We start from the raw sequence: 18,874 nt of genomic DNA on the forward strand, positions 1-18,874 counted from the left end.
GGTGGTACTCGAGCGAGCCGGGAAGGTGCTGCGCCATCTGGTTCTCGAACCGCCGTGAGGAATGATCCGAGAGTGATCTCGTCCGCCGATCATTCGAACATTGTTTCGATACCCAGAGGGTAGAACCACCCACCGACAAGCGTCAACCGACGGCCATCCGCACCCGATCGACGGACGTAACGCGTTGCACTGGCGCATCTTTCGTCACAGGAAGCAAACCCCCGCCGCCTGAGGTGCGAGGAGCCCCTCAGGCAGCAGGGTGGTCAGAACAGGGTGAGCGCGTGCTGCAGTTCGGGCGCGGCGACCGACCCCGCCGGCTCCGCATCCGTGCCGGACTGCCGTAGGCCACCCGAGCCCGCCAGCCCGTGGCGCTGCACCATGGGTTGCATCCGCTCCCGCAGCCACGACGAGTACTCAGGTGTCACGTAGGCACCGCGTCCGTAGAGGCCGCGGTAACGGCGGATCAGCGCCGGGTGCTCCTCGGCCAGCCACTCCAGGAACCAGGGTTTGGTCGAGGACCGCAGATGCATCGGGAACGCCGTCACGCCCGACGCGCCGGCCTCGGCCAACGCCTCCAGCAGCGCATCGAGGTGCGACGTCGAGTCGGTCAGGTAGGGAATGACCGGTGCGACCATCACATGAGGCGCGAGGCCGGCGTCGGCGAGGTCGCGGATCAGCGACAGCCTGGCCTGCGGCGACGGCGTGCCCGGTTCGATCTTCTTCTGCAGATCCGGGTCGATGATGGCCAGCGAGATCCCGATGCTCACCGGGATCTGGGCCGCCGCCTGCCGCAACAGGGGCAGGTCACGCCGGATCAGCGTGCCCTTGGTGAGGATCGAGAACGGCGTCCGGGACTCCGCCAGCGCCGAGATCACCCCCGGCATGAGCTTGTACCGGCCCTCGGCCCGCTGATAGGGGTCCGTGTTGGTTCCCAGCGCGACGGTCTCCCGCGTCCAGGAGCGCCGTTTCAGCTCCTTGCGCAGCACGGCGGCCACATTGAGCTTCACGACCACCTGGGAATCGAAGTCCTTGCCCGCGTCGAGGTCGAGGTATTCATGCGTCGGCCGGGCGAAACAGTACCGGCACGCGTGGGTGCATCCGCGAAAAGTGTTGACAGTGAACTGAAACGGGAGATGCGAGGCCTCCGGGACACGGTTGAGAGCACTCTTCGCCAGCACCTCGTGGAAGGTGACACCCTCGAAGTCGGGCGTCCGCACCGACCGCACCAGGCCGGAGCGGCTCAGCCCGGGGAGTGCCCCGTCGTCGACCTCGACCGCCTGCTCGGACCATCGCATACCAGCGAGTCGAACACATGTGCGATCGGACTGTCAAGTGCGGTGCCCCCCGGCGATCCCTCGCCGCTATCATCGCCGTATGCCACCGTCCGTCGGAACCCATCATGCCCCAGGTCCCCAGTACCTGGTGGCCGGCCGATACCGCCTGAAGTCGCGGATCGGCGGCGGCGGCATGGGCACGGTGTGGCTTGCTCGCGACCAGCTCCTCGATCGCGACGTGGCCGTAAAGCAGGTCGTCTCCACCGAGGGCCTCACCGAGGATTCCGCGGACAACGTCCGTAAGCGGGCGATGCGCGAGGGTCGCATCGCCGCGAAGCTGTCGCACCGCAACGCCATCGCGATGCACGATGTCGCCCTCGACCGCGGTGAGCCATGGCTGGTGATGGAGTACCTGCCGTCACGCAGCGTCGCCCAGATCCTGCACGCCACAACGACGCTCGAGCCGATGGAGGCCGCCCAGATCGGTGCGCAGGTGGCCGACGCGATGGTCGAGGCCCACGCGGCCGGCATCGTGCACCGCGACATCAAGCCGGGCAACATCCTGATCGCCGAGGGCGGCCGCAACGCCGGCCTCGTCAAGATCACCGACTTCGGCATCTCGCGGGCCAAGGACGATGTGACACTCACCCAGACCGGCGTGATCACCGGCACCCCGGCCTATTTCGCTCCCGAGGTGGCCCGCGGCGCGGAGCCGATGGAGGCCTCCGACGTCTACTCGCTGGGTGCCACGATCTACACGATGGTCGAGGGCCAGCCACCGTTCGGCGTCGACGACAACTCGATCGCGTTGCTGCACAAGGTCGCCCGGGCACGGATCAATCCGATGACGAAGGCCGGTGATCTCGAACCGGTGCTGCTCCGTCTGCTGGAACCGAGTCCGACGAAACGACCGTCGATGGCGGAGGCGCGCGACGCGCTCACCGCTTTCGCCGCCGGTTCCCGCGGCACCAGGGACCAGGTGCTCACCGGCCTCATCACCCGCCCCGGGGCAGGTACGCCGGTGTGGGCGCAGCGCAACAACCGCTCGTCGACCACGGGACCCCATCGCCCGGTGGCCGGCGCGACCCTGCCGCCGTACGCCCCGACCGTGGCCGGCGATCGCGGCTCACGCGACATCCCGCATACGCGGCAGGAGCACCACTCCCCGACGCTGATGTCGACCCCGCAGCCGTATTCGGCTGCCTCCCAGTCGTCGTCACCCCATCGTCAGCCGATGAACCCCGGCTACGGGGAACCGTCCCGGAACTCGGCCACGTCGAGCACGGCCCTCGCGGTGTCGGTCTTCGTGTTTTTCGCCGTGCTGGCGGTGCTCGTGGTCCTCGCGATCGCGCTGTTGCGCTAGCCGATGTGGCGTGTCGCCGCCCAGCGGGTCAGGGCGTTGCGGTTGGACTGCTGGGTCTTGCGCAGCACGTTGGAGGCGTGCGTCTCCACGGTCTTGATCGAGATGAAGAGCTCCTCGGCGATCTCCCGATAGGTGTACCCGCGGGCCAGCAGTCGCAACACCTCGAGTTCACGGCGGGTGAGGGAGTCGAGTTCCGGATCCAGCGGCGGTTCGGGCGCCGACGACTTACCGGTGAACGAATCGAGCACGAACCCGGCCAGCCGGGGGCTGAACACCGCATCGCCCTCCGCGACCCGACGCACCGCATCGGCGAGTTCGGCGCCGTCGATCGTCTTGGTCACGTACCCGCGCGCACCGGCCCGGATCGTCGCGATCACGTCTTCGGCGGCGTCGGAGACGCTCAGGGCGAGGAAGACCGGCATCGACGCCGCATCGGTACCGAGCCGGTCGAGTACGCCACGCAGCACCGCGACCCCGCCACCGGCCGGCATGTGGACGTCGAGGAGCACCACATCCGGTGCGGTGGAGACGATTCCGGCGATCGCCTCCGGCACCGTACCCGCCTCCCCGACCACCCGCAGGCCCGGTTCGTCGGCCAGCTCCGCGCGCACCCCGGAACGGAACACGGCGTGGTCGTCGACGAGGTACACGGTGTAGCCCGACGCCGGTGCGCCGGTGGTCGTGTCCATCGAATTCGAGGTCTGCTGGGGGGTCATCGCACCTTCCGGTCGTCCGTTGTTTCCTTCTCTGCCTGCTCTGCCTGGGCCTGTTCCGCGGGCGGTGCGCCGGTCTCCGCGCCCACCCCGTCGACCACCGGTACACGGTCGACCCGCGGCATCGTCAGGGCGACATTCGTCCCGCGCCCCGGTGTCGAGGTGATCGCCACCCGACCGCCCATCCGTTCCATCCGCGCCCGGATCGACCGGCTGATCCCCTGGCGGTCGTCGTCGACGACCATCGGGTCGAAGCCCACGCCACGGTCGCGGACGAACACCTCGACCTGGTCGTCGGTCACCTCGCTGTACACGTCGACCGTGCGCTCACCGGAATGCTTGGCCGCGTTGACCAGCGCCTCCCTGGTCGCCCCGGCCAGCGCCGACCATCGTTTCGCATCCCGCGCATCGTTGGGCCGCAGATCACCGACGGTGATGATCTCCACGTCGACGCCATAGGCGTCCTCGACCTCCGCGCCGACGCTGCGCAGCGCCGCCGAGAGTGAACCGCGTTCCTGCGCGGGGTCGCTGAACAGCCAGGCACGCAACTCCCGTTCCTGGCTGCGGGCGAGCCGCGCGACCTCCTCGGGACGGTGGGCCTTCTTCTGGATCAGCGCAAGGGTCTGCAGCACCGAGTCGTGCAGGTGCGAGGCGATCTCCTCGCGTTCGGCATTGCGGATGCGTGCGGCGCGTTCCTCGTTGAGGGCACGCCACATCCGCATCCACAGCGGCACGGTGAGGAGCACGACGCCGATGAGCGTCGCCACCACCGCGAGGATCGTCGAGTTGAGGCCGCCGAAGCTGCGATCGCCGGCGACGACGATCACCACGAGTCCGCCGACGACGAGCAGCACGCCGCCGATCAGTCGTGTCCAGGTCAGCAGTGGGGCGCGGGGCGCGCGGTGGGAGGTGTCGAACTCCCGCCACACGAGGCTCGCGCCGATGGCGATGAACACGAAGGGAACGAGATACTCCGCGGGTGTGCCCGAGGCGGCGAAGCCGACGACCGACATCGCGACGAGCCCGATCACCGCGAGCCCCAGGGACTGCCGGCGCTCGCCCGGTGCGGGCGGGGCGGTGTCCTTGCCGGGCGGGCAGAAGAACCAGAGCAGACCGTAGGCCGCGACCCCGGCTCCGGCCAGCGCGGCGAGCACCACGAACACGATCCGGACGCGGAAGACGTCGACCCCCAGATGGTCGGCTATCCCGCCGGCGACCCCGGCGACCACCCGGCCGCCGTCCCGGCGTACCAGCCGCGGCGCAGGCTCCACCTCCGTTCCACTCACCCCTCGATGGTCCCATGGCAGGCGAATCCGGACATCGGGGTTCACCCCCGTTTCTCCACCCGCGACTCGGGGTGCCCGACCCGCACCCCCGATCAGCGCCCGGGGTGAAATCAGGGGATCACCCGATGTGCTGCGGGTGCTCGAGGGAGCACGATGATCCCCATGGACACCAAGGAGTTCCAGAATCAGCTCAGGGAGCTGTGGTCGACGCGCCCCTATCGTCCGGAGAACCGGACCATCGCCGGCGTGTGCAGTGGCATCGCGGCCCGCTACCGCGTCGACCCCACGCTCGTGAAGGTCGCCTTCGTGGTCTCCGCCTTCTTCGGCGGCAGCGGGTTGATCCTCTACCTGGCGGCCTGGATCGCGTTCCCGGGGTCCCAGCGCGCCCATGCCGAAGCACTGCGAGCCGCGTACTCCGGCGGACACGGCGGGCACCGACGCCACGGTCACGGCCACGGCTGGGGCAATCCACAGGTGATCGTGCTGGTCGTCCTCGCGATCGTGATCGTCACCTCGATCGGCCCCAACCGCACCTGGGGTTCGGGTGGCCTGGTCGGCGCGATCCTGATGCTCGGCGGGTGGTACCTGCTCTATCTGCGCACGCCCACGCCCCCACCCGGCACCAGCATCGACACCGTGGCCGTCACCGACGTGGTGGTCCCGCCGCCGTCGGCGGGGCAATTCGAACGATGGGTCCCACGCACCATGAGCGATACCGGGACGACCGGTTCTGGGACGACCGGCGCGAGCTCGGCGAGCACGCCCACCGTCCACCTGCAGAAGTCCACGACCGACACCGGCCCGAACGCGGCGGCAACGAAGGAGACAGGCATGAACCAGGGCGACGTCGACACCGGGTCGGCCGGGCAACGCTGGGCTCCCCTGCCGACTCCGGTGCCGGCATCCGACGACCTCGAACCGGCCCCGCCGGCCTGGGATCCGTTGGGAGCGGCCCCGTTCGCCTGGGATCTGCCCGAACCCGCCGCCCCGGTGAGGTCCATCGAGCCCCGGCGCCGTCGGTCACCGCTGACCATGGTCGTCCTCGGACTCGCGATCATCGTCGGCGCGGTCGGGGCCGCCCTGAATCAGGCAGGGGTGGACTGGTTCACCACGCCCCGAGTCCTCTCGTTGTGCCTGGCAGTCGTCGGCGCGGGCCTGTTGCTGGCCGCAACGCTCCGACGACGCACCGGCGAGCACAGCACCGGTCTCCTGCCGGTGGCCATTCTGCTGGGCGTCGCGACGATCGTCACCACGACGGTCTCGGGGATCACGATCCCGAACGGAGGGGCCGGCGATCGGGTATGGAAGCCGTTGACGGAGAACGACATCCAACCCGAGTACTCCCTCGGCGTCGGCGAGATGACCCTCGACCTGCGCGAGGTCGACCTCACCGCGGACCGGCGGGTGGAGCTCCAGAACGGGATGGGCGTCATCAAGGTCGCGCTGCCCGAGAACATGAACGTCCGTGTCACCTGCGACACCGGGATCGGCGACATCGACTGCCCCACCGGACTCGACGGTGGTCGCGACGGCACCGACGGGCCCGTTCTCGAGATCGACGCACACACCGGCATGGGAGAGGTTCAGGTCACACGATGAGCGAGCAGATGAACGGCGATCCCGCCGCTACCGAGGACTACGCCGAATCAACCCACCGCGCACCGGGATTGGGGATCGTGGGGATCGCGGCGCTCGCCGTCGCCGGGTGGGGTCTGGCCGACGGGCCGGCACTTCCCGAAGCAGCCGACCTCGGCTGGGCCGCCGTCGGCATCGGGCTGCTGATCGGACTGATCCTCATCATCTCCGGGACTCGCAGCCGGAGATGAAAGGCGAGGGGTGAACACATCAGGCCGGCGTCGTGGTCACGACGCCGGCCTGATGTGTTGTGTCACTCCCACTCGATGGTGCCCGGCGGCTTGCTCGTCACGTCGAGGACGACGCGGTTGACGTCGGAGACCTCGTTGGTGATCCGGGTCGAGATGATCTCGAGGACCTCGTAGGGCACGCGCGTCCAGTCGGCGGTCATCGCGTCCTCGCTCGAGACCGGGCGCAGCACGATCGGATGACCGTAGGTACGGCCGTCACCCTGGACGCCGACGCTGCGGACGTCGGCCAGCAGCACCACCGGGCACTGCCAGATCTGGGCGTCGAGACCGGCCGCGGTCAACTCCTCGCGGGCGATGAGGTCGGCCTTGCGCAGCATCTCGAGCCGATCGGCGGTCACCTCGCCGACGATGCGGATCGCCAGACCCGGACCCGGGAACGGCTGGCGCGCCACGATCTCCTCCGGCAGGCCGAGTTCGCGGCCGACGGCACGGACCTCGTCCTTGAACAGCAGGCGCAGCGGCTCGACGAGGCTGAACTCGAGATCCTCGGGCAGGCCGCCGACATTGTGGTGGCTCTTGATGTTCGCGGTGCCGCTGCCGCCACCGGACTCGACCACGTCGGGGTAGAGCGTGCCCTGGACCAGGAAGTCGACCTTCTCCCCCGTCTCGGCCTCCTCGCCGAGGACCTCGCTCACCGCGCCCTCGAAGGAGCGGATGAACTCGCGGCCGATGATCTTGCGCTTGGTCTCCGGGTCGCTGACACCCGACAGTTCCTTCAGGAACTTGTCGGCGGCGTCGACGGTGACGAGCTTGGCACCGGTCGCGCCGACGAAGTCGTGCTGGACCTGCTCGCGCTCACCGGCGCGGAGCAGTCCGTGGTCGACGAAGACGCAGGTGAGACGGTCGCCGATGGCGCGCTGGACCAGCGCGGCGGCCACCGCGGAATCGACTCCGCCCGACAGACCGCAGATCGCCCGGCCGTCGCCGATCTGGTCGGCGACCGCGTCGATGAGGGCGTCGGCGATGTTCGCGGCGGTCCAGGTGGCCTCGAGACCGGCGATCTCGTAGAGGAAGCGGGTGAGGACCTGCTGGCCGTGCGGGGTGTGCAGCACCTCGGGGTGGTACTGGACGCCCGCCATGCGGCGCTCGAGATTCTCGAATGACGCGACCGGAGCGCCGGGCGTCGAACCGGTGACGGTGAAGCCCTCCGGGGCCTGCTGCACCGCATCGTTGTGGCTCATCCACACCGGCTGGGTCTCGGAGAGGCCCTGGTGCAGAACGCCGCCGCTGTTCACCGTGAACGTGGTGCGGCCGAACTCGCGGCCGCCGGTGTTGGCGACCTCGCCACCCAGCTTTGCCGCCATCGCCTGGAAGCCGTAGCAGATGCCGAAGACCGGGATGTCCAGGTCGAAGACGGCGGGGTCGAGATCCGGGGCGTCCTCGGCGTACACCGACGCCGGTCCGCCCGAGAGGATGATCGCGACCGGGTTCTTCTCCTGGATCTTCGCCAGCGGGACGTCGTGGGAGATCACCTCGGAGTAGATCCGCGCCTCGCGCACCCGTCGTGCGATCAGCTGCGCGTACTGCGCTCCGAAATCGACGACGAGTACGGGCCGCGGGCCCTCGAGGAAATCCTCGGCAGAAGAGTCTGTCACCCGGCCGAGTCTAGTGGTCGACGTCGACGTGAAATACTTCGACACCGACATGACTGCATCTCCCCGTACCTCCGCTTGGTCGCTGAGCATCGGCGACCTCACCCAGGCCGCCGTCTTCGCCGCGTTGATCGCCGCGCTCGGCCTGCCCGGGACCATCAACATCGGCTCCAGTGGCGTGCCGATCACGTTCCAGACGCTGGGTGTGATCCTCGCGGGCGCCGTCCTGGGCCCGAAGAAGGGAACTCTCGCCGTCGCCATCTTCATGGTGCTGGCCATCGCGGGACTCCCCATCCTGTCCGGAGGACGCAGCGGTCTGACCGCCCTGGCCTCGCCGACCGCCGGCTACTTCGTCGGCTGGCTGCCGGCGGTCATCGTCATCGGTGTGCTGACTGCGGCGATGCTCGCGGTCGGCGACCGGCCGCGGTACCGCGTGCTCTGGGGCATCGGGATCAACGCACTGGGCGGGATGTTCGTCATCTACCTGTTCGGCGTCCTCGGGTTGATCCTGCGCACCGATCTGACGGTGTGGGCGGCGATCACGTCGAACGGCCCGTTCCTCATCGGCGACGTGATCAAAGTCGTCGTCGCCGCGCTGGTGGCCGCGCAGATCCACCGCGGCCGCCCCGGCCTCATCGAGCCGCTCCGACCGTCGCGGCGCTCCGGCGCCGACAGCTGAGCCGACCCGGCCGGCGCCACACCTCGATGATCGAGTTCACGAACGTCTCGCACTCCTACGACGACCGGGTCGTGCTGCGTGACGTCTCGTTGAATCTCACCGAGAACCGGATCGGGATCGTCGGGGCCAACGGCAGCGGGAAGTCGACGCTGGCGCGGATGATCAACGCGCTCGTCGTACCGGTCTCGGGCACGGTGACCGTGGACGGTCTGCTCGTCGCCCGGAACAAACGTGAGGTCCGACGCCGTGTCGGGTTCATCTTCTCCGACCCCGACCGGCAGATCATCATGCCGACGGTCATCGAGGACATCGAACTGTCGCTGCGCCGCACCGATCTCGACAAGAAACAGCGCACTGTCCGGGCCCTCGAGGTACTCGAGCGTTTCGGCCTGGCCCAGCACGCCGATCATCCGGCTCAACGACTGTCCGGCGGGCAGAAACAACTTCTCGCGCTCGCGTCGATCTTCGTGACCGACCCGGCGATCATCGTCGCCGACGAGCCGACGACCTTGCTCGATCTGCGCAACACCCGCATGCTCACCGACGTCTTCGCGTCACTCGACGAACAGCTGATCGTCGTCAGTCACGACCTCGACATCCTCGATGGCTTCGACCGGGTCATCGTGATCGACGAAGGCCGGGTGGTCGCCGACGACGAGCCGGCTCCCGCCATCGCCTTCTACCGGACCCTGATGTCGTGAACGTCCTCGGCGTCTACCGCCCCGGGAACACCTTGCTGCACCGGCTTCCACCGGGCGTCAAATTCGTCGCCATGGCCGTGGCGATCCTCGTGATGTCGCTGACCGTGGGGACACTGCTCACGCTGGGGGTCGCGACCCTCGGTGTCGCGGCGACCTTCGCGCTCGCCGGCATCGGCCCGCTCGAAGCCTGGCGTCAGCTCCGACCGCTGACCTGGATGTTGTTGTTCATCTTCGCTTTTCAGGTCATCTTCACCGACTGGCAACGCGCGGTGGTGATCTGTGGCGTACTGGCGCTGTCGGTCGCCCTGGCGACGGTCGTGACGCTGACGACCCGCACCACCGACATGCTCGATGCGATCGTACGCGCCCTGGGTCCGCTCCGACGGATCGGGGTGCGCACCGACCTCATCGCCATCGCGCTCGCACTGACGATCCGCGCCATCCCGCTGATGGTCGAGGTGGTGCGCGAGGTCGACGAGGCACGCCAGGCCCGCGGGCTTCGGCCGGGTCCGCGGATCCTGGTCGCGCCGGTCGTGCTCGCCGCCCTCCGCACCGCGGACGGCTTCGCCGACACCCTCACCGCGCGTGGCCTGGATTGAACGAACCGACCCGAGATCAGGTTGCGTTTTGTCCCGGCATGCGGGACAAAACTCAACGTGATCCGTCAGGCGGTGACGCCCGGTCGCGTGATCGGGGTGATCGGCAGCCGCAGCGCGCCCGGGGCCTCGGCCGGCACGACCGGCGCCACCGGTTCTGCGGGGCTGATGCGCTCGTACGACTGCCCCTGCGCGGGCCGACGGTCTTCCTCACCCTTGTTGGGCCACAACGCGACTGCCCGTTCGGCTTGCGCACAGATCGTCAGCGACGGATTCACACCGAGGTTCGCCGAGACCGAAGCGCCGTCGGTGACGTGCAGCGTCGGGTAGTTCCACACGCGCTGATAGGGATCGATGACACCGCTGGCCGGGTCGTCGGAGATGGCGCAGCCACCGAGGTAGTGCGCGGTCAGCGGCATGTTGAGGATGTCGCCCCAGGTGCCGCCGGCGACGCCGCCGTTCAGCTTGGCCGCCATCCGGCGAGTTGCCTCGTTGCCCTTGGGAATCCATGTCGGATTCGGTTCGCCGTGACCCTGCTTGCTGGTGACGTAGCGCAGCGGACCCCGCTTACGCACGAACGTCGTCAGCGAATTGTTGTTGTTCTGCATGACCAGCGCGATCACGGTGCGCTCACTCCACTGGCGAACGACGAGCAACCGCACCAGCAGGAACGGGTTCTTCGCGACCTGGCGGAGAAACTGCCCGAACCGGTTGCGGCGCGTGCCACCGTCGGTGAGCAGCGTCTGCAAGTAGGCAATTGCATTGGAGCCCTTGCCATATCGCACGGGCTCGATGTGGGTGTTCGGTTCCGGATAGAACGACGACGTGATCGCGACGCCGCGTGAGTAGTCGTGCTCGGGATCGATCCGCGACCCCATCGCGCCCAGGATCGACTCCGAGTTGGTCCGGGTCAGCCGGCCCATCGCATCCGAGATCTGCGGCAGCGTGGTGACTTTCGCGTGATGCATCAGCCGCTGGGTGTTGAACGTCCCCGCGGCGAGGATCACCTGGCCGGCGGTGAAGGTACGCCGACGACGTCCCAACGGCCCCCACGACGACGAGTGGTGTGTCCCGACCTCCCACGAGCCGTCTGCCCGCTGGACGAGTGAGTCGACCGTCGTCCGGTCGATGATGATGGCGCCGTTGCGTTCGGCGAGTCCGAGGTAGTTCTTCAGCAGGGTGTTCTTGGCGCCGACGCGGCAGCCGGTCATGCAGGCACCGCATTCGGTGCACGCGGTGCGGTCGGGTCCGGCGCCGCCGAAGTACGGGTCGGGCACCGTCTCGCCGGGCGCACCGTCGAGTCCGGTCTTGGCACCGAAGAACACGCCGACGGGCGTGGGCGTCACGGTATGGCCGACGCCCATCTCCTCCGCCACCTCGGCGACGATCCGGTCGGAGTCGGTGATGGTCGGGTTGGTGACCACGCCGAGCATCCGCCGGGCCTGGTCGTAGTACGGGGTGAGCTCGTCCTCCCAGTCGGTGATGTGGTTCCACTGGGGGTCGGTGAAGAACGGTGTCGGAGGCTTGTACAGGGTGTTCGCGTAGTTCAGCGAACCGCCGCCCACACCCGCGCCGGCCAGGATCATCACGTCTTTGAGCGCATGGATGCGCTGGATGCCGTAGAGACCGAGCTTCGGGGCCCACAGCCAACGGTTCAGCCGCCAGCTGGTCTTGGCGAACTCCTCGTCCTCGAAGCGGCGTCCCGCCTCGACGACACCGACGCGGTAACCCTTCTCCACCAGTCGGAGCGCGCTCACGCTGCCACCGAATCCGGAGCCGACGACGAGGACGTCGAAGTCGGTGGAGCTGTCGGATCGCTTTGTCACACCCATGGAAACCATGCTAATGGCTGTTGTCACATGGGATGAGCCAGGTCACCCTAACCCTTCGATACGCGTCCTCCGCAAGCTCCGGACGCTACTCAGGGAGCGAGCGAACGGGTCTCCGCAAGCTCCGGACGCTACTCAGGGAGCGGTCAAGCGTGGACGGACAACCCCACCCGCTGGAATTCCTTGAGGTCGCAGTACCCGGCCTTGGCCATCGCGCGCCGCAGCGCACCGACGAGGTTGAGCTCGCCGAACGGGTCGTCGGACGGGCCGTTGAGGACTCGATCGAGGCTCGGGCGGTCGGCGTTGCCGGCCACCTGGAGCAGCGCCCCGCGCGGGGTGTCGGGGTGAGCGGCGGCCGACGGCCAGTACCAACCACCACCGGGAGCCGACGCCGAGGCGGCGAGCGGCGTACCGAGAACCGCGGCATCGGCACCACAGGCGATGGCCTTGACCAGGTCACCCGAGGTGTGGATGTCACCGTCGGCGATGACGTGGACGTAGCGTCCACCGGTCTCGTCGAGGTAGTCGCGACGGGCGGCGGCCGCGTCGGCGATGGCGGTCGCCATCGGCACGCCGATGCCCAGCACCTCACCGGTGGTCGTCGCTCCGGCCGCCGAGCCGTAGCCGACGATGACGCCCGCCGCACCGGTGCGCATCAGGTGCAGCGCGGTGCTGTGATCGAGGACGCCGCCGGCGATGACCGGGATGTCGAGGTCGGCGATGAACGTCTTCAGGTTCAGCGGTTCGCGCTGGGTCCCGTCGGCGTCGACCTGCGCGACGTGCTCGGCGGAGATGATCGTGCCGTGCACCACGAGGAGTTCGACTCCTGCCTTGAGGAGGGCGGGGGTCAGTTCCGGTGCGTGCTGCGGGCTGACGCGCACCGCGGTGGTGACACCGGCGTCGCGGACCTGCGCAACCGCTTCGGCGAGAAGACCGCTGTCGAGGGGTGCGGCGTGCAGCTTCTGCAGATGACGCACCGCCGCATACGGATCGGGATCGCCAGCGGCGATGGCGGCCAGCTCCTCGAGCTTGGCCTCGACGTCGCGGTGCCGCGCCCACAGTCCCTCGCCGTTGATGACGCCGAGTGCGCCGAGCTTGCCGAGCTCGATGGCCACCGACGGCGACACCAGGGCATCGGTCGGGTGGCTCAGGATCGGGGACTCGAACCGGTAGGCATCGATCTGCCACGCGGTGGAGACATCCTTGGACGAACGGGTCCGACGGGACGGGACGATGCTGATGTCGTCCAGTTCGTAGGTCCGTCGGGCCGTCCGGCCCATGCCGATTTCGACGAGGTCACGCACCAGTGCGCCTTTCTGCGGAGTTCAGCTGCACGACGACCCTACGGCGTCCCCGGTCCGGAGGGACCGGCGGGAACGGCCGCGGGGATGTCAGCGGGAATAGTAGTTGGGCGCTTCGGAGGTGAGGGTGATGTCGTGGGGATGCGACTCCTTGAGCCCGGCCGCGGTGATCTGGACGAAACGTGCGGTCTGGAGATCGGTGATCGACGACGAACCGGTGTAGCCCATCGCGGCACGCAGGCCACCGACGAGCTGGTGGATCACCTGTGCCAGCGGCCCGCGGAACGGCACGCGCCCCTCGATGCCCTCGGGGACGAGCTTCTCCTCCTTGAGGACGTCGTCCTGGAAGTAGCGGTCCTTCGAGTACGACTTGGCCTGGCCGCGGCCCTGCATCGCGCCGAGTGAACCCATGCCGCGGTAGCTCTTGAACTGCTTGCCGTTGACCAGGACGAGTTCGCCCGGTGCCTCGGCGGTGCCGGCGAGCAGCGAGCCGAGCATCGCGGTCGACGCACCGGCGGCGAGCGCCTTCGCGATGTCGCCCGAATACTGCAGACCGCCGTCGGCGATGACCGGCACACCGGCCTTCTGGCACACGGCAACCGCCTCGAGAATCGCGGTGATCTGCGGGGCACCCACGCCCGCCACCACACGGGTGGTGCAGATCGAGCCCGGTCCGACGCCGACCTTGACCGCATCCGCGCCGGCGTCGATGAGCGCTTGGGCGGCCTCGCGGGTCGCGACGTTTCCGCCGACGACGTCGACACGATCGCCGACCTCCGCCTTCAGCTTGGCGACCATGTCGAGCACGAGGCGATTGTGCGCGTGGGCGGTGTCGACGACGATCACGTCCACGCCCGCGTCGGCCAGCGCCATCGCGCGGTCCCACTGCGGCCCACCGGTACCCACCGCGGCGCCGACGAGGAGACGACCGTCGGAGTCCTTGGTGGCATTCGGATGCTGTTCGGTCTTGACGAAGTCCTTGACGGTGATGAGACCGGTGAGTCGACCGTTGCCGTCCACGATCGGCAGCTTCTCGATCTTGTTGCGACGCAACAGCCCGAGCGCGGCCTCGGCGGACACGCCCTCCTGCGCCGTGATGAGCGGCGCCTTGGTCATGACCTCTGCGACCGGACGGTTCTGGTCGACCTCGAAGCGCATGTCGCGGTTGGTGATGATGCCGACGAGCTCACCCTTGTCGTCGACGACGGGCAATCCGGAGATCCGGTACCGCGCGCACATCGCGTCGACCTCGGCGAGGGTGTGCGACGGCGTGCAGGTGACCGGATCGGTGACCATGCCGGCCTCGGACCGCTTGACCGTCTCCACCTGGGCGGCCTGCGCTTCGATGGACAGGTTGCGGTGCAGCACGCCCATGCCGCCGGCGCGCGCCATCGCGATGGCCATGCGAGACTCGGTGACGGTGTCCATCGCCGAGCTCACCAGCGGCACGCGCAGCGTCACGTTCTTGGTCACTCGCGAGGAGGTGTCGACCTCACTGGGGATCACGTCCGAGGCCGAGGGCAGCAACAGGACGTCGTCGAAGGTCAGGCCGAGCATTGCGACCTTGCCGGGATCGTCTCCACCGGTGCGAACATGCGTCATCGGTCCATCGTATCGAGTCGACCGATGCGGCGATCGTCACACGTGCACTCCGGTGCCGGTGAGACGTCCGGGACCCCGTGTTGCCTCGTTCGGAAACCTCCCCGGCACGGGCCCGGATACCTTCGGAATACCTTTGGAGGGCTGCGGCGGAACAGCGCCCGGATCGGCTACGGTGGTGGTGTGCGTGACCACCTGCCACCCGGCCTCCCGCCGGATCCGTTCGCCGACGACCCGAGCGATCCCGCTTCCGCACTGGACAGTGTGGAACCGGGCATCCCTCTGGACGAAAACGAGCGGCTGGCGGTCGAGGAGGACCTGGCCGATCTCGCGGTCTACGAGGCGCTGCTCGCACACCGCGGCGTCCGCGGTCTCGTCGTCGTCTGCGACGACTGCCACGAGGACCATTACCACGACTGGGACATGCTCCGGGCCAACCTGATCCAGCTGCTCATCGACGGGACCGTCCGGCCGCACGAGCCGGCCGTCGACCCGCGTCCCGACGCCTACGTCACCTGGGACTACTGCCGCGGCTACGCCGACGCCCGCAACCATTTCGACGAAGGCCGCTGATACCAGGGGCCACCGCCCACCAGACCGACATCTCCCCCTCAGACGACTGCGCCCGTACCGAGATCGGTACGGGCGCAGTCGTCTGAGGTTGTTCGTGCGGGTCTAGCGGGGCCGTCCGTCCGACGCGTCGACGCCGGGCGGCGGTGTCCACGGGAAGGCGGGGAAGTCGGCGGGTGTACGCGACACCGAGGAACTCGTCGTGGGTTCGGTGGGCCCGGTGGTCGGCTCGCTCGGCGGGGCCGACTGTGACGGCTCCTCGGTCTGACCGGGCTCCTCCGCGGGAGGGGGCACCTCGGTCGTCGGTGTCGTGGTCACGGAACTGTCGGAGGGCGACCTCTGGTCGGTCCGGTTGCGCACGTCCGGATTGGTGGTGGGTGCACCGGGTTCGGTCGCCGCTGATTCCGACTGACCGGCCGACGACGTCGCATCCCGGGTCGGCGGCAGGCCGACCCCGGCGCGGAGCCGATTCATCCAGTCCGACATCTCCTCCCGGCTGTCCTTGTCGCGCATCGGCCCCATGCTGCTCTGGGCCTTCGCGATGAAGCTCGCGGCCGCCTGCGTGTCGCCTGCGGCGATCGCCGCCTCGGCACGTTCGAGGTCCGCGCGCACATCGTGGGCGGCCTGGGTCTCCGACGCCGCCTCGGCGAACACGACCTGCTTGACGCCCCACAGCGGGTCGCCCGGTTGCGAGCCCTCGGACAGGACGGTCAGGCCGGCCGCTGCCACGATGACGATCGCGGCCGCGCCGGACACCACGCGCAGGTGGCGCACCATGCGGCGGCCACGACTCGCGCGTTCGGTGCTCGCGATCGCGCGCTCGACGTCGTCGACGGACACCAGCTGCGGCACCGGGGTCGACACGACCTCGTTGCGCCACCCCGAGAGAAGTTCTGCGAGTTGATATTCGGTGCTGTCACGCGTGGGGACGGGCACATCGTGGGAAAGCGCGTCGAGGAAGTTCTCGTCGAAACCGACCTCGGCGAAGTCCAGTGATTCCGCACCGATTGCGCCCGCTTCGTGCTCGAGAGCGTCACCGCCGGTTGCGGGTCCTCCGGTGGCGGGACCTCCGGTGGACGGGCCGCTCGGGCCCGGTCCCCGACCCCGGCTCGACGGCTGACCCGGACGGCCGAGATGTTCGCGTCCGTGGACAAAGCGACGATCGCGCCAGTCAGACTCCCCGCTCATCGTGACCTCCTGTCCGTTTCAACTCGTCTTTCAGCTTCGCCAGCGCCCGGTGTTGGGCCACTCGAACCGCACCCGCGGTGCTCCCGATCATCTGGGCCGTCTCCTCGGCCGACATGCCGACGACCAGCCGGAGTACCAGCACCTCACGCTGCTTCTCCGGGAGTATGTCCAGTAACGCGCGCATCCGCCTACTGCCGTCGGCGTCGAGAGCGGACTGCTCCGGTCCGCCGGTCACATGACCCACCTCGGGCACATCCTCCACCGGATCGGACTTGACCCGGGCGGCCACCCGCATGGCATCGGCGACCTTGTGTGACGTGATGCCGTAGACGAAGGCCATGAACGGCTTGCCCTGGTCCCGATAACGGGGCAGCGCGGTCATCACCGCCATCAAAGCCTCCTGCGCGATGTCGTCTGCGGAGAACAGATGACGTTCTCCTACTCCGATTCGCCCTCGGCAATAGCGCAGGATCGGTTCCTGCACGCTTTCGAGGACAGAGGTGAGAGCTGCACGATCGCCCTGGCCCGCGGCCCGGACAGCGTCGTCCAACTCACCACCTGACAGCTTCATCGCGCGTAGGAATCCCCGTGTTACAGATCGGTTGACCGTCGTGAGGCGGTCCTGTTACGGGCCGCGACACCCCTGAACGTCACCGCAACGCGCGAGGCAGACCCTCAAACACCTTAGCCATCACTCCGTTGGCGTCAGTGCCATGCCCTTGCCGCTCAGCGTGGCGCGCAGGTCTCGACACCTCTCCTCTTCCGACGCCGACGCCACGCCCGCGCCGATGAGCAGGCTCGACGCCGCCCATTCCAGGGGCAACAAACCGTGTTCACCTGCGTCGACGACGACGCGACGGGCCTGCGCGGCCGACGCCTCGGAATTCCCCGCCCCGGCGAGGGCGGCCGCGTGGATGAGAGAGGTCTTCACGCGATGCCGCGCCGGCACGTCCGAGGTGTCGGCCAGATGACGGACGAGCCGGTCGGCAGCCTCTGCATGAGCCAGCCCCGCGGCGACGTCTCCGGAGTACAGCCCGAGTTCGGCACTGACCCATTCCCAGCGCAGCCGGCATCGGCCATGGGTGAGCCAGTCCACGGCTTCCGATGAGGCCCATCTCTCCGGGCCGGGCCCGCCCGGCCCGGAGAGCTGCTTCCGCGCACGGCCGAGCAGTCGCGCCGACGCCCGGAAACGAAGGAGACCGAGATTGTCTGCAGCCAGTCCGATGAGAGCATCCGCCCGTGCGGCCCGTACCGGGTCGATCCGTCCCGGATCATCCCGTCCCGGATCGTCCGCGACCGGATGGACACCCGCGACCATAGCGAAGGCGACCCCGTCGAGTCCCAGCGCGAGATCGTGGCGTCCGCCCTGCCGCAACAGCGAGGCCGTCGTGCTCCGGCACAGCGACAGCAACGCGGCGGCGGGTCCGCGGGGCGTCGACCCCTGTGTGGACCTCACGTCCTCGTCCAACCGCGCCAGCATGGTGAGCGCCGCGGCGTACTCACCGCGGCCTCCCGCCTCCACTGCGGCCTCCCAACGCAGTTCAGGAGCCTTGTCGAGGCCCCGTGAAGTGGTCTTGATCACTACTTCTCTTTTGGTTTGCATGAATTTAACGAACGATTCCCAACGTTAATCCTGCGAGCAGATCACCAGCGGATAATAACCAGATTTCCTCGGTGTTAACCGTTGACATGGCCGTCGTTCGATGATCAGGTCGTGTTCACTCGTCGCGGAAAGTATTGACCTTTCCATCTACGCAGGTCCGCGCCCATTACCTTCGCCCGATCAGAGGGCGTGACAACCCCTCGACCCCGCTGTGCTAGCACCATCCGTTCATCTAACCCGCCGTTAACATTTAGGAGACTTTCACTGCCCCGATGTCTGATTTCGACGGTATTGACGCCATTTCTCAGGGCCGCTTAATGTGAGCGCAAGCGTTGCAGGAAATCGACGTTTCTCGACCGAGCACCTCGGTGCGGCCCTAGACAAGGAGTAGCTGCCATGCCTCAGCCCAATCATCTCCCCGGCCCCAACGCAGATATCTGGGACTGGCAGATGTCCGGCCTCTGCCGCGGCGTCGACTCGTCGATGTTCTTCCATCCTGACGGTGAACGTGGCCGTGCGCGCGCCCAGCGTGAACGTCGGGCGAAGGAGCTGTGCCACCAGTGCCCCGTCATCGCCCAGTGCCGCGAGCACGCGCTGGCAGTGGCCGAGCCCTACGGGATCTGGGGCGGACTCTCGGAGTCCGAACGCAGCATGCTGATGAAGCGCGGCGCCGGTCGCCGCATGGCGAGCTGAG

General features: G+C 68.4%; 18 protein-coding genes. 8 read left to right on the forward strand and 10 right to left on the reverse strand.

The annotated features are described in order from the left end of the window. Positions 1–263 precede the first annotated feature (263 nt). Positions 264–1,295, reverse strand: coding sequence for an Rv2578c family radical SAM protein (locus tag NWF34_RS22080; protein ID WP_258326059.1), 1,032 nt, complete (start codon positions 1,293–1,295; stop codon positions 264–266). 79 nt (positions 1,296–1,374) lie between these two features. Between NWF34_RS22080 and NWF34_RS22085 the strand changes: the two genes are divergently transcribed. Then, positions 1,375–2,637, forward strand: coding sequence for a serine/threonine-protein kinase (locus NWF34_RS22085; RefSeq protein WP_191834883.1), 1,263 nt, complete (start codon positions 1,375–1,377; stop codon positions 2,635–2,637). Here the strand turns inward: NWF34_RS22085 and NWF34_RS22090 are convergent. Together NWF34_RS22090 and NWF34_RS22095 are read right to left on the reverse strand one after the other, a co-directional pair. Next, the gene (locus NWF34_RS22090) at positions 2,634–3,353 is read right to left on the reverse strand and encodes a response regulator transcription factor (RefSeq protein WP_309148656.1); all 720 of its coding nucleotides are present in this window, start codon (positions 3,351–3,353) and stop codon (positions 2,634–2,636) included. The genes NWF34_RS22085 and NWF34_RS22090 overlap by 4 nt on opposite strands. Continuing rightward, entirely contained in the window at positions 3,350–4,636 is a 1,287-nt protein-coding gene (locus NWF34_RS22095; RefSeq protein ID WP_258326060.1) for an ATP-binding protein, read from the reverse strand. Before NWF34_RS22095 ends, NWF34_RS22090 begins: the two co-directional genes overlap by 4 nt. A 153-nt stretch (positions 4,637–4,789) precedes the next feature. On the opposite strand from NWF34_RS22095, the gene NWF34_RS22100 reads away from it, so the two are divergent. Together NWF34_RS22100 and NWF34_RS22105 are read left to right on the forward strand one after the other, a co-directional pair. Further along, complete coding sequence (locus tag NWF34_RS22100) at positions 4,790–6,235, forward strand: PspC domain-containing protein (RefSeq protein ID WP_258326061.1); 1,446 nt, start codon at positions 4,790–4,792, stop codon at positions 6,233–6,235. Further along, positions 6,232–6,462 carry a hypothetical protein gene (locus tag NWF34_RS22105; RefSeq protein ID WP_258326062.1) on the forward strand — a complete coding sequence of 77 codons (231 nt, stop codon included), beginning with the start codon at positions 6,232–6,234 and terminating at the stop codon, positions 6,460–6,462. The genes NWF34_RS22100 and NWF34_RS22105 overlap by 4 nt, the downstream gene beginning before the upstream one ends. Positions 6,463–6,524: 62 nt before the next feature. Here the strand turns inward: NWF34_RS22105 and guaA are convergent, their stop codons facing one another. Further along, positions 6,525–8,117 carry a glutamine-hydrolyzing GMP synthase gene (gene guaA / locus NWF34_RS22110; RefSeq protein WP_258326063.1) on the reverse strand — a complete coding sequence of 531 codons (1,593 nt, stop codon included), beginning with the start codon at positions 8,115–8,117 and terminating at the stop codon, positions 6,525–6,527. 49 nt (positions 8,118–8,166) lie between these two features. Between guaA and NWF34_RS22115 the strand changes: the two genes are divergently transcribed. From NWF34_RS22115 to NWF34_RS22125, 3 genes are read left to right on the forward strand one after another with little or no spacing between them, the layout of a single operon-like run. Further along, positions 8,167–8,793, forward strand: coding sequence for a biotin transporter BioY (locus NWF34_RS22115; protein WP_258326064.1), 627 nt, complete (start codon positions 8,167–8,169; stop codon positions 8,791–8,793). 26 nt (positions 8,794–8,819) lie between these two features. Continuing rightward, the gene (locus tag NWF34_RS22120; protein ID WP_258326065.1) at positions 8,820–9,494 is read left to right on the forward strand and encodes an energy-coupling factor ABC transporter ATP-binding protein; all 675 of its coding nucleotides are present in this window, start codon (positions 8,820–8,822) and stop codon (positions 9,492–9,494) included. After that, positions 9,491–10,093 carry an energy-coupling factor transporter transmembrane protein EcfT gene (locus NWF34_RS22125; RefSeq protein ID WP_258326066.1) on the forward strand — a complete coding sequence of 201 codons (603 nt, stop codon included), beginning with the start codon at positions 9,491–9,493 and terminating at the stop codon, positions 10,091–10,093. The genes NWF34_RS22120 and NWF34_RS22125 overlap by 4 nt, the downstream gene beginning before the upstream one ends. Before the next feature lie 65 nt (positions 10,094–10,158). On the opposite strand, the gene NWF34_RS22130 is transcribed toward NWF34_RS22125, so the two are convergent. The 3 genes from NWF34_RS22130 to guaB all read right to left on the reverse strand — a co-directional run bounded on the left by NWF34_RS22130 (position 10,159) and on the right by guaB (position 14,822). Beyond that, positions 10,159–11,922, reverse strand: a complete 1,764-nt coding sequence (locus NWF34_RS22130; protein WP_258326067.1) for a GMC family oxidoreductase N-terminal domain-containing protein — start codon at positions 11,920–11,922, stop codon at positions 10,159–10,161. Positions 11,923–12,065: 143 nt separating this feature from the next. Further along, positions 12,066–13,223, reverse strand: a complete 1,158-nt coding sequence (locus tag NWF34_RS22135) for a GuaB3 family IMP dehydrogenase-related protein (protein WP_258326068.1) — start codon at positions 13,221–13,223, stop codon at positions 12,066–12,068. An 87-nt stretch (positions 13,224–13,310) separates the two neighbouring features. Next, positions 13,311–14,822, reverse strand: coding sequence for an IMP dehydrogenase (gene guaB / locus NWF34_RS22140; RefSeq protein WP_024500326.1), 1,512 nt, complete (start codon positions 14,820–14,822; stop codon positions 13,311–13,313). Between the two features lie 180 nt (positions 14,823–15,002). Here guaB and NWF34_RS22145 point away from each other — a divergent pair, with 180 nt between their 5' ends. Beyond that, positions 15,003–15,392 carry a DUF5319 domain-containing protein gene (locus NWF34_RS22145; RefSeq protein WP_006434467.1) on the forward strand — a complete coding sequence of 130 codons (390 nt, stop codon included), beginning with the start codon at positions 15,003–15,005 and terminating at the stop codon, positions 15,390–15,392. A gap of 102 nt (positions 15,393–15,494) precedes the next feature. Here NWF34_RS22145 and NWF34_RS22150 read toward each other — a convergent pair whose 3' ends face one another. From NWF34_RS22150 to NWF34_RS22160, 3 genes are all read right to left on the reverse strand, one after another. After that, positions 15,495–16,577, reverse strand: a complete 1,083-nt coding sequence (locus tag NWF34_RS22150) for an anti-sigma-D factor RsdA (RefSeq protein ID WP_258326069.1) — start codon at positions 16,575–16,577, stop codon at positions 15,495–15,497. Then, positions 16,561–17,148: a sigma-70 family RNA polymerase sigma factor gene (locus NWF34_RS22155; RefSeq protein WP_191834878.1), complete on the reverse strand. Its 588-nt coding sequence runs from the start codon at positions 17,146–17,148 to the stop codon at positions 16,561–16,563. Before NWF34_RS22155 ends, NWF34_RS22150 begins: the two co-directional genes overlap by 17 nt. Positions 17,149–17,268: 120 nt before the next feature. Next, positions 17,269–18,159, reverse strand: coding sequence for a hypothetical protein (locus tag NWF34_RS22160; protein WP_258326070.1), 891 nt, complete (start codon positions 18,157–18,159; stop codon positions 17,269–17,271). A 417-nt stretch (positions 18,160–18,576) separates the two neighbouring features. On the opposite strand from NWF34_RS22160, the gene NWF34_RS22165 reads away from it, so the two are divergent. After that, complete coding sequence (locus NWF34_RS22165) at positions 18,577–18,873, forward strand: WhiB family transcriptional regulator (RefSeq protein ID WP_258326071.1); 297 nt, start codon at positions 18,577–18,579, stop codon at positions 18,871–18,873. The last annotated feature ends 1 nt before the right edge of the window (position 18,874 follow it).

This window comes from Gordonia sp. GONU, assembly GCF_024733855.1.
GTDB classification, from domain to species: Bacteria; Actinomycetota; Actinomycetes; order Mycobacteriales; family Mycobacteriaceae; genus Gordonia; species Gordonia amicalis.

What these genes read in the sequence shown, in the direction of transcription:
- NWF34_RS22085 (WP_191834883.1), top strand. Translation starts at nt 1,375, where the DNA reads ATGCCACCGTCCGTCGGAACCCATCATGCCCCAGGTCCCCAGTACCTG.
- NWF34_RS22080 (WP_258326059.1), bottom strand. Translation starts at nt 1,295, where the DNA reads ATGCGATGGTCCGAGCAGGCGGTCGAGGTCGACGACGGGGCACTCCCC.
- NWF34_RS22105 (WP_258326062.1), top strand. Translation starts at nt 6,232, where the DNA reads ATGAGCGAGCAGATGAACGGCGATCCCGCCGCTACCGAGGACTACGCC.
- NWF34_RS22090 (WP_309148656.1), bottom strand. Translation starts at nt 3,353, where the DNA reads ATGACCCCCCAGCAGACCTCGAATTCGATGGACACGACCACCGGCGCA.
- NWF34_RS22155 (WP_191834878.1), bottom strand. Translation starts at nt 17,148, where the DNA reads ATGAAGCTGTCAGGTGGTGAGTTGGACGACGCTGTCCGGGCCGCGGGC.
- NWF34_RS22150 (WP_258326069.1), bottom strand. Translation starts at nt 16,577, where the DNA reads ATGAGCGGGGAGTCTGACTGGCGCGATCGTCGCTTTGTCCACGGACGC.
- NWF34_RS22120 (WP_258326065.1), top strand. Translation starts at nt 8,820, where the DNA reads ATGATCGAGTTCACGAACGTCTCGCACTCCTACGACGACCGGGTCGTG.
- NWF34_RS22165 (WP_258326071.1), top strand. Translation starts at nt 18,577, where the DNA reads ATGCCTCAGCCCAATCATCTCCCCGGCCCCAACGCAGATATCTGGGAC.
- NWF34_RS22100 (WP_258326061.1), top strand. Translation starts at nt 4,790, where the DNA reads ATGATCCCCATGGACACCAAGGAGTTCCAGAATCAGCTCAGGGAGCTG.
- guaB (WP_024500326.1), bottom strand. Translation starts at nt 14,822, where the DNA reads ATGACGCATGTTCGCACCGGTGGAGACGATCCCGGCAAGGTCGCAATG.
- NWF34_RS22115 (WP_258326064.1), top strand. Translation starts at nt 8,167, where the DNA reads ATGACTGCATCTCCCCGTACCTCCGCTTGGTCGCTGAGCATCGGCGAC.
- NWF34_RS22130 (WP_258326067.1), bottom strand. Translation starts at nt 11,922, where the DNA reads ATGGGTGTGACAAAGCGATCCGACAGCTCCACCGACTTCGACGTCCTC.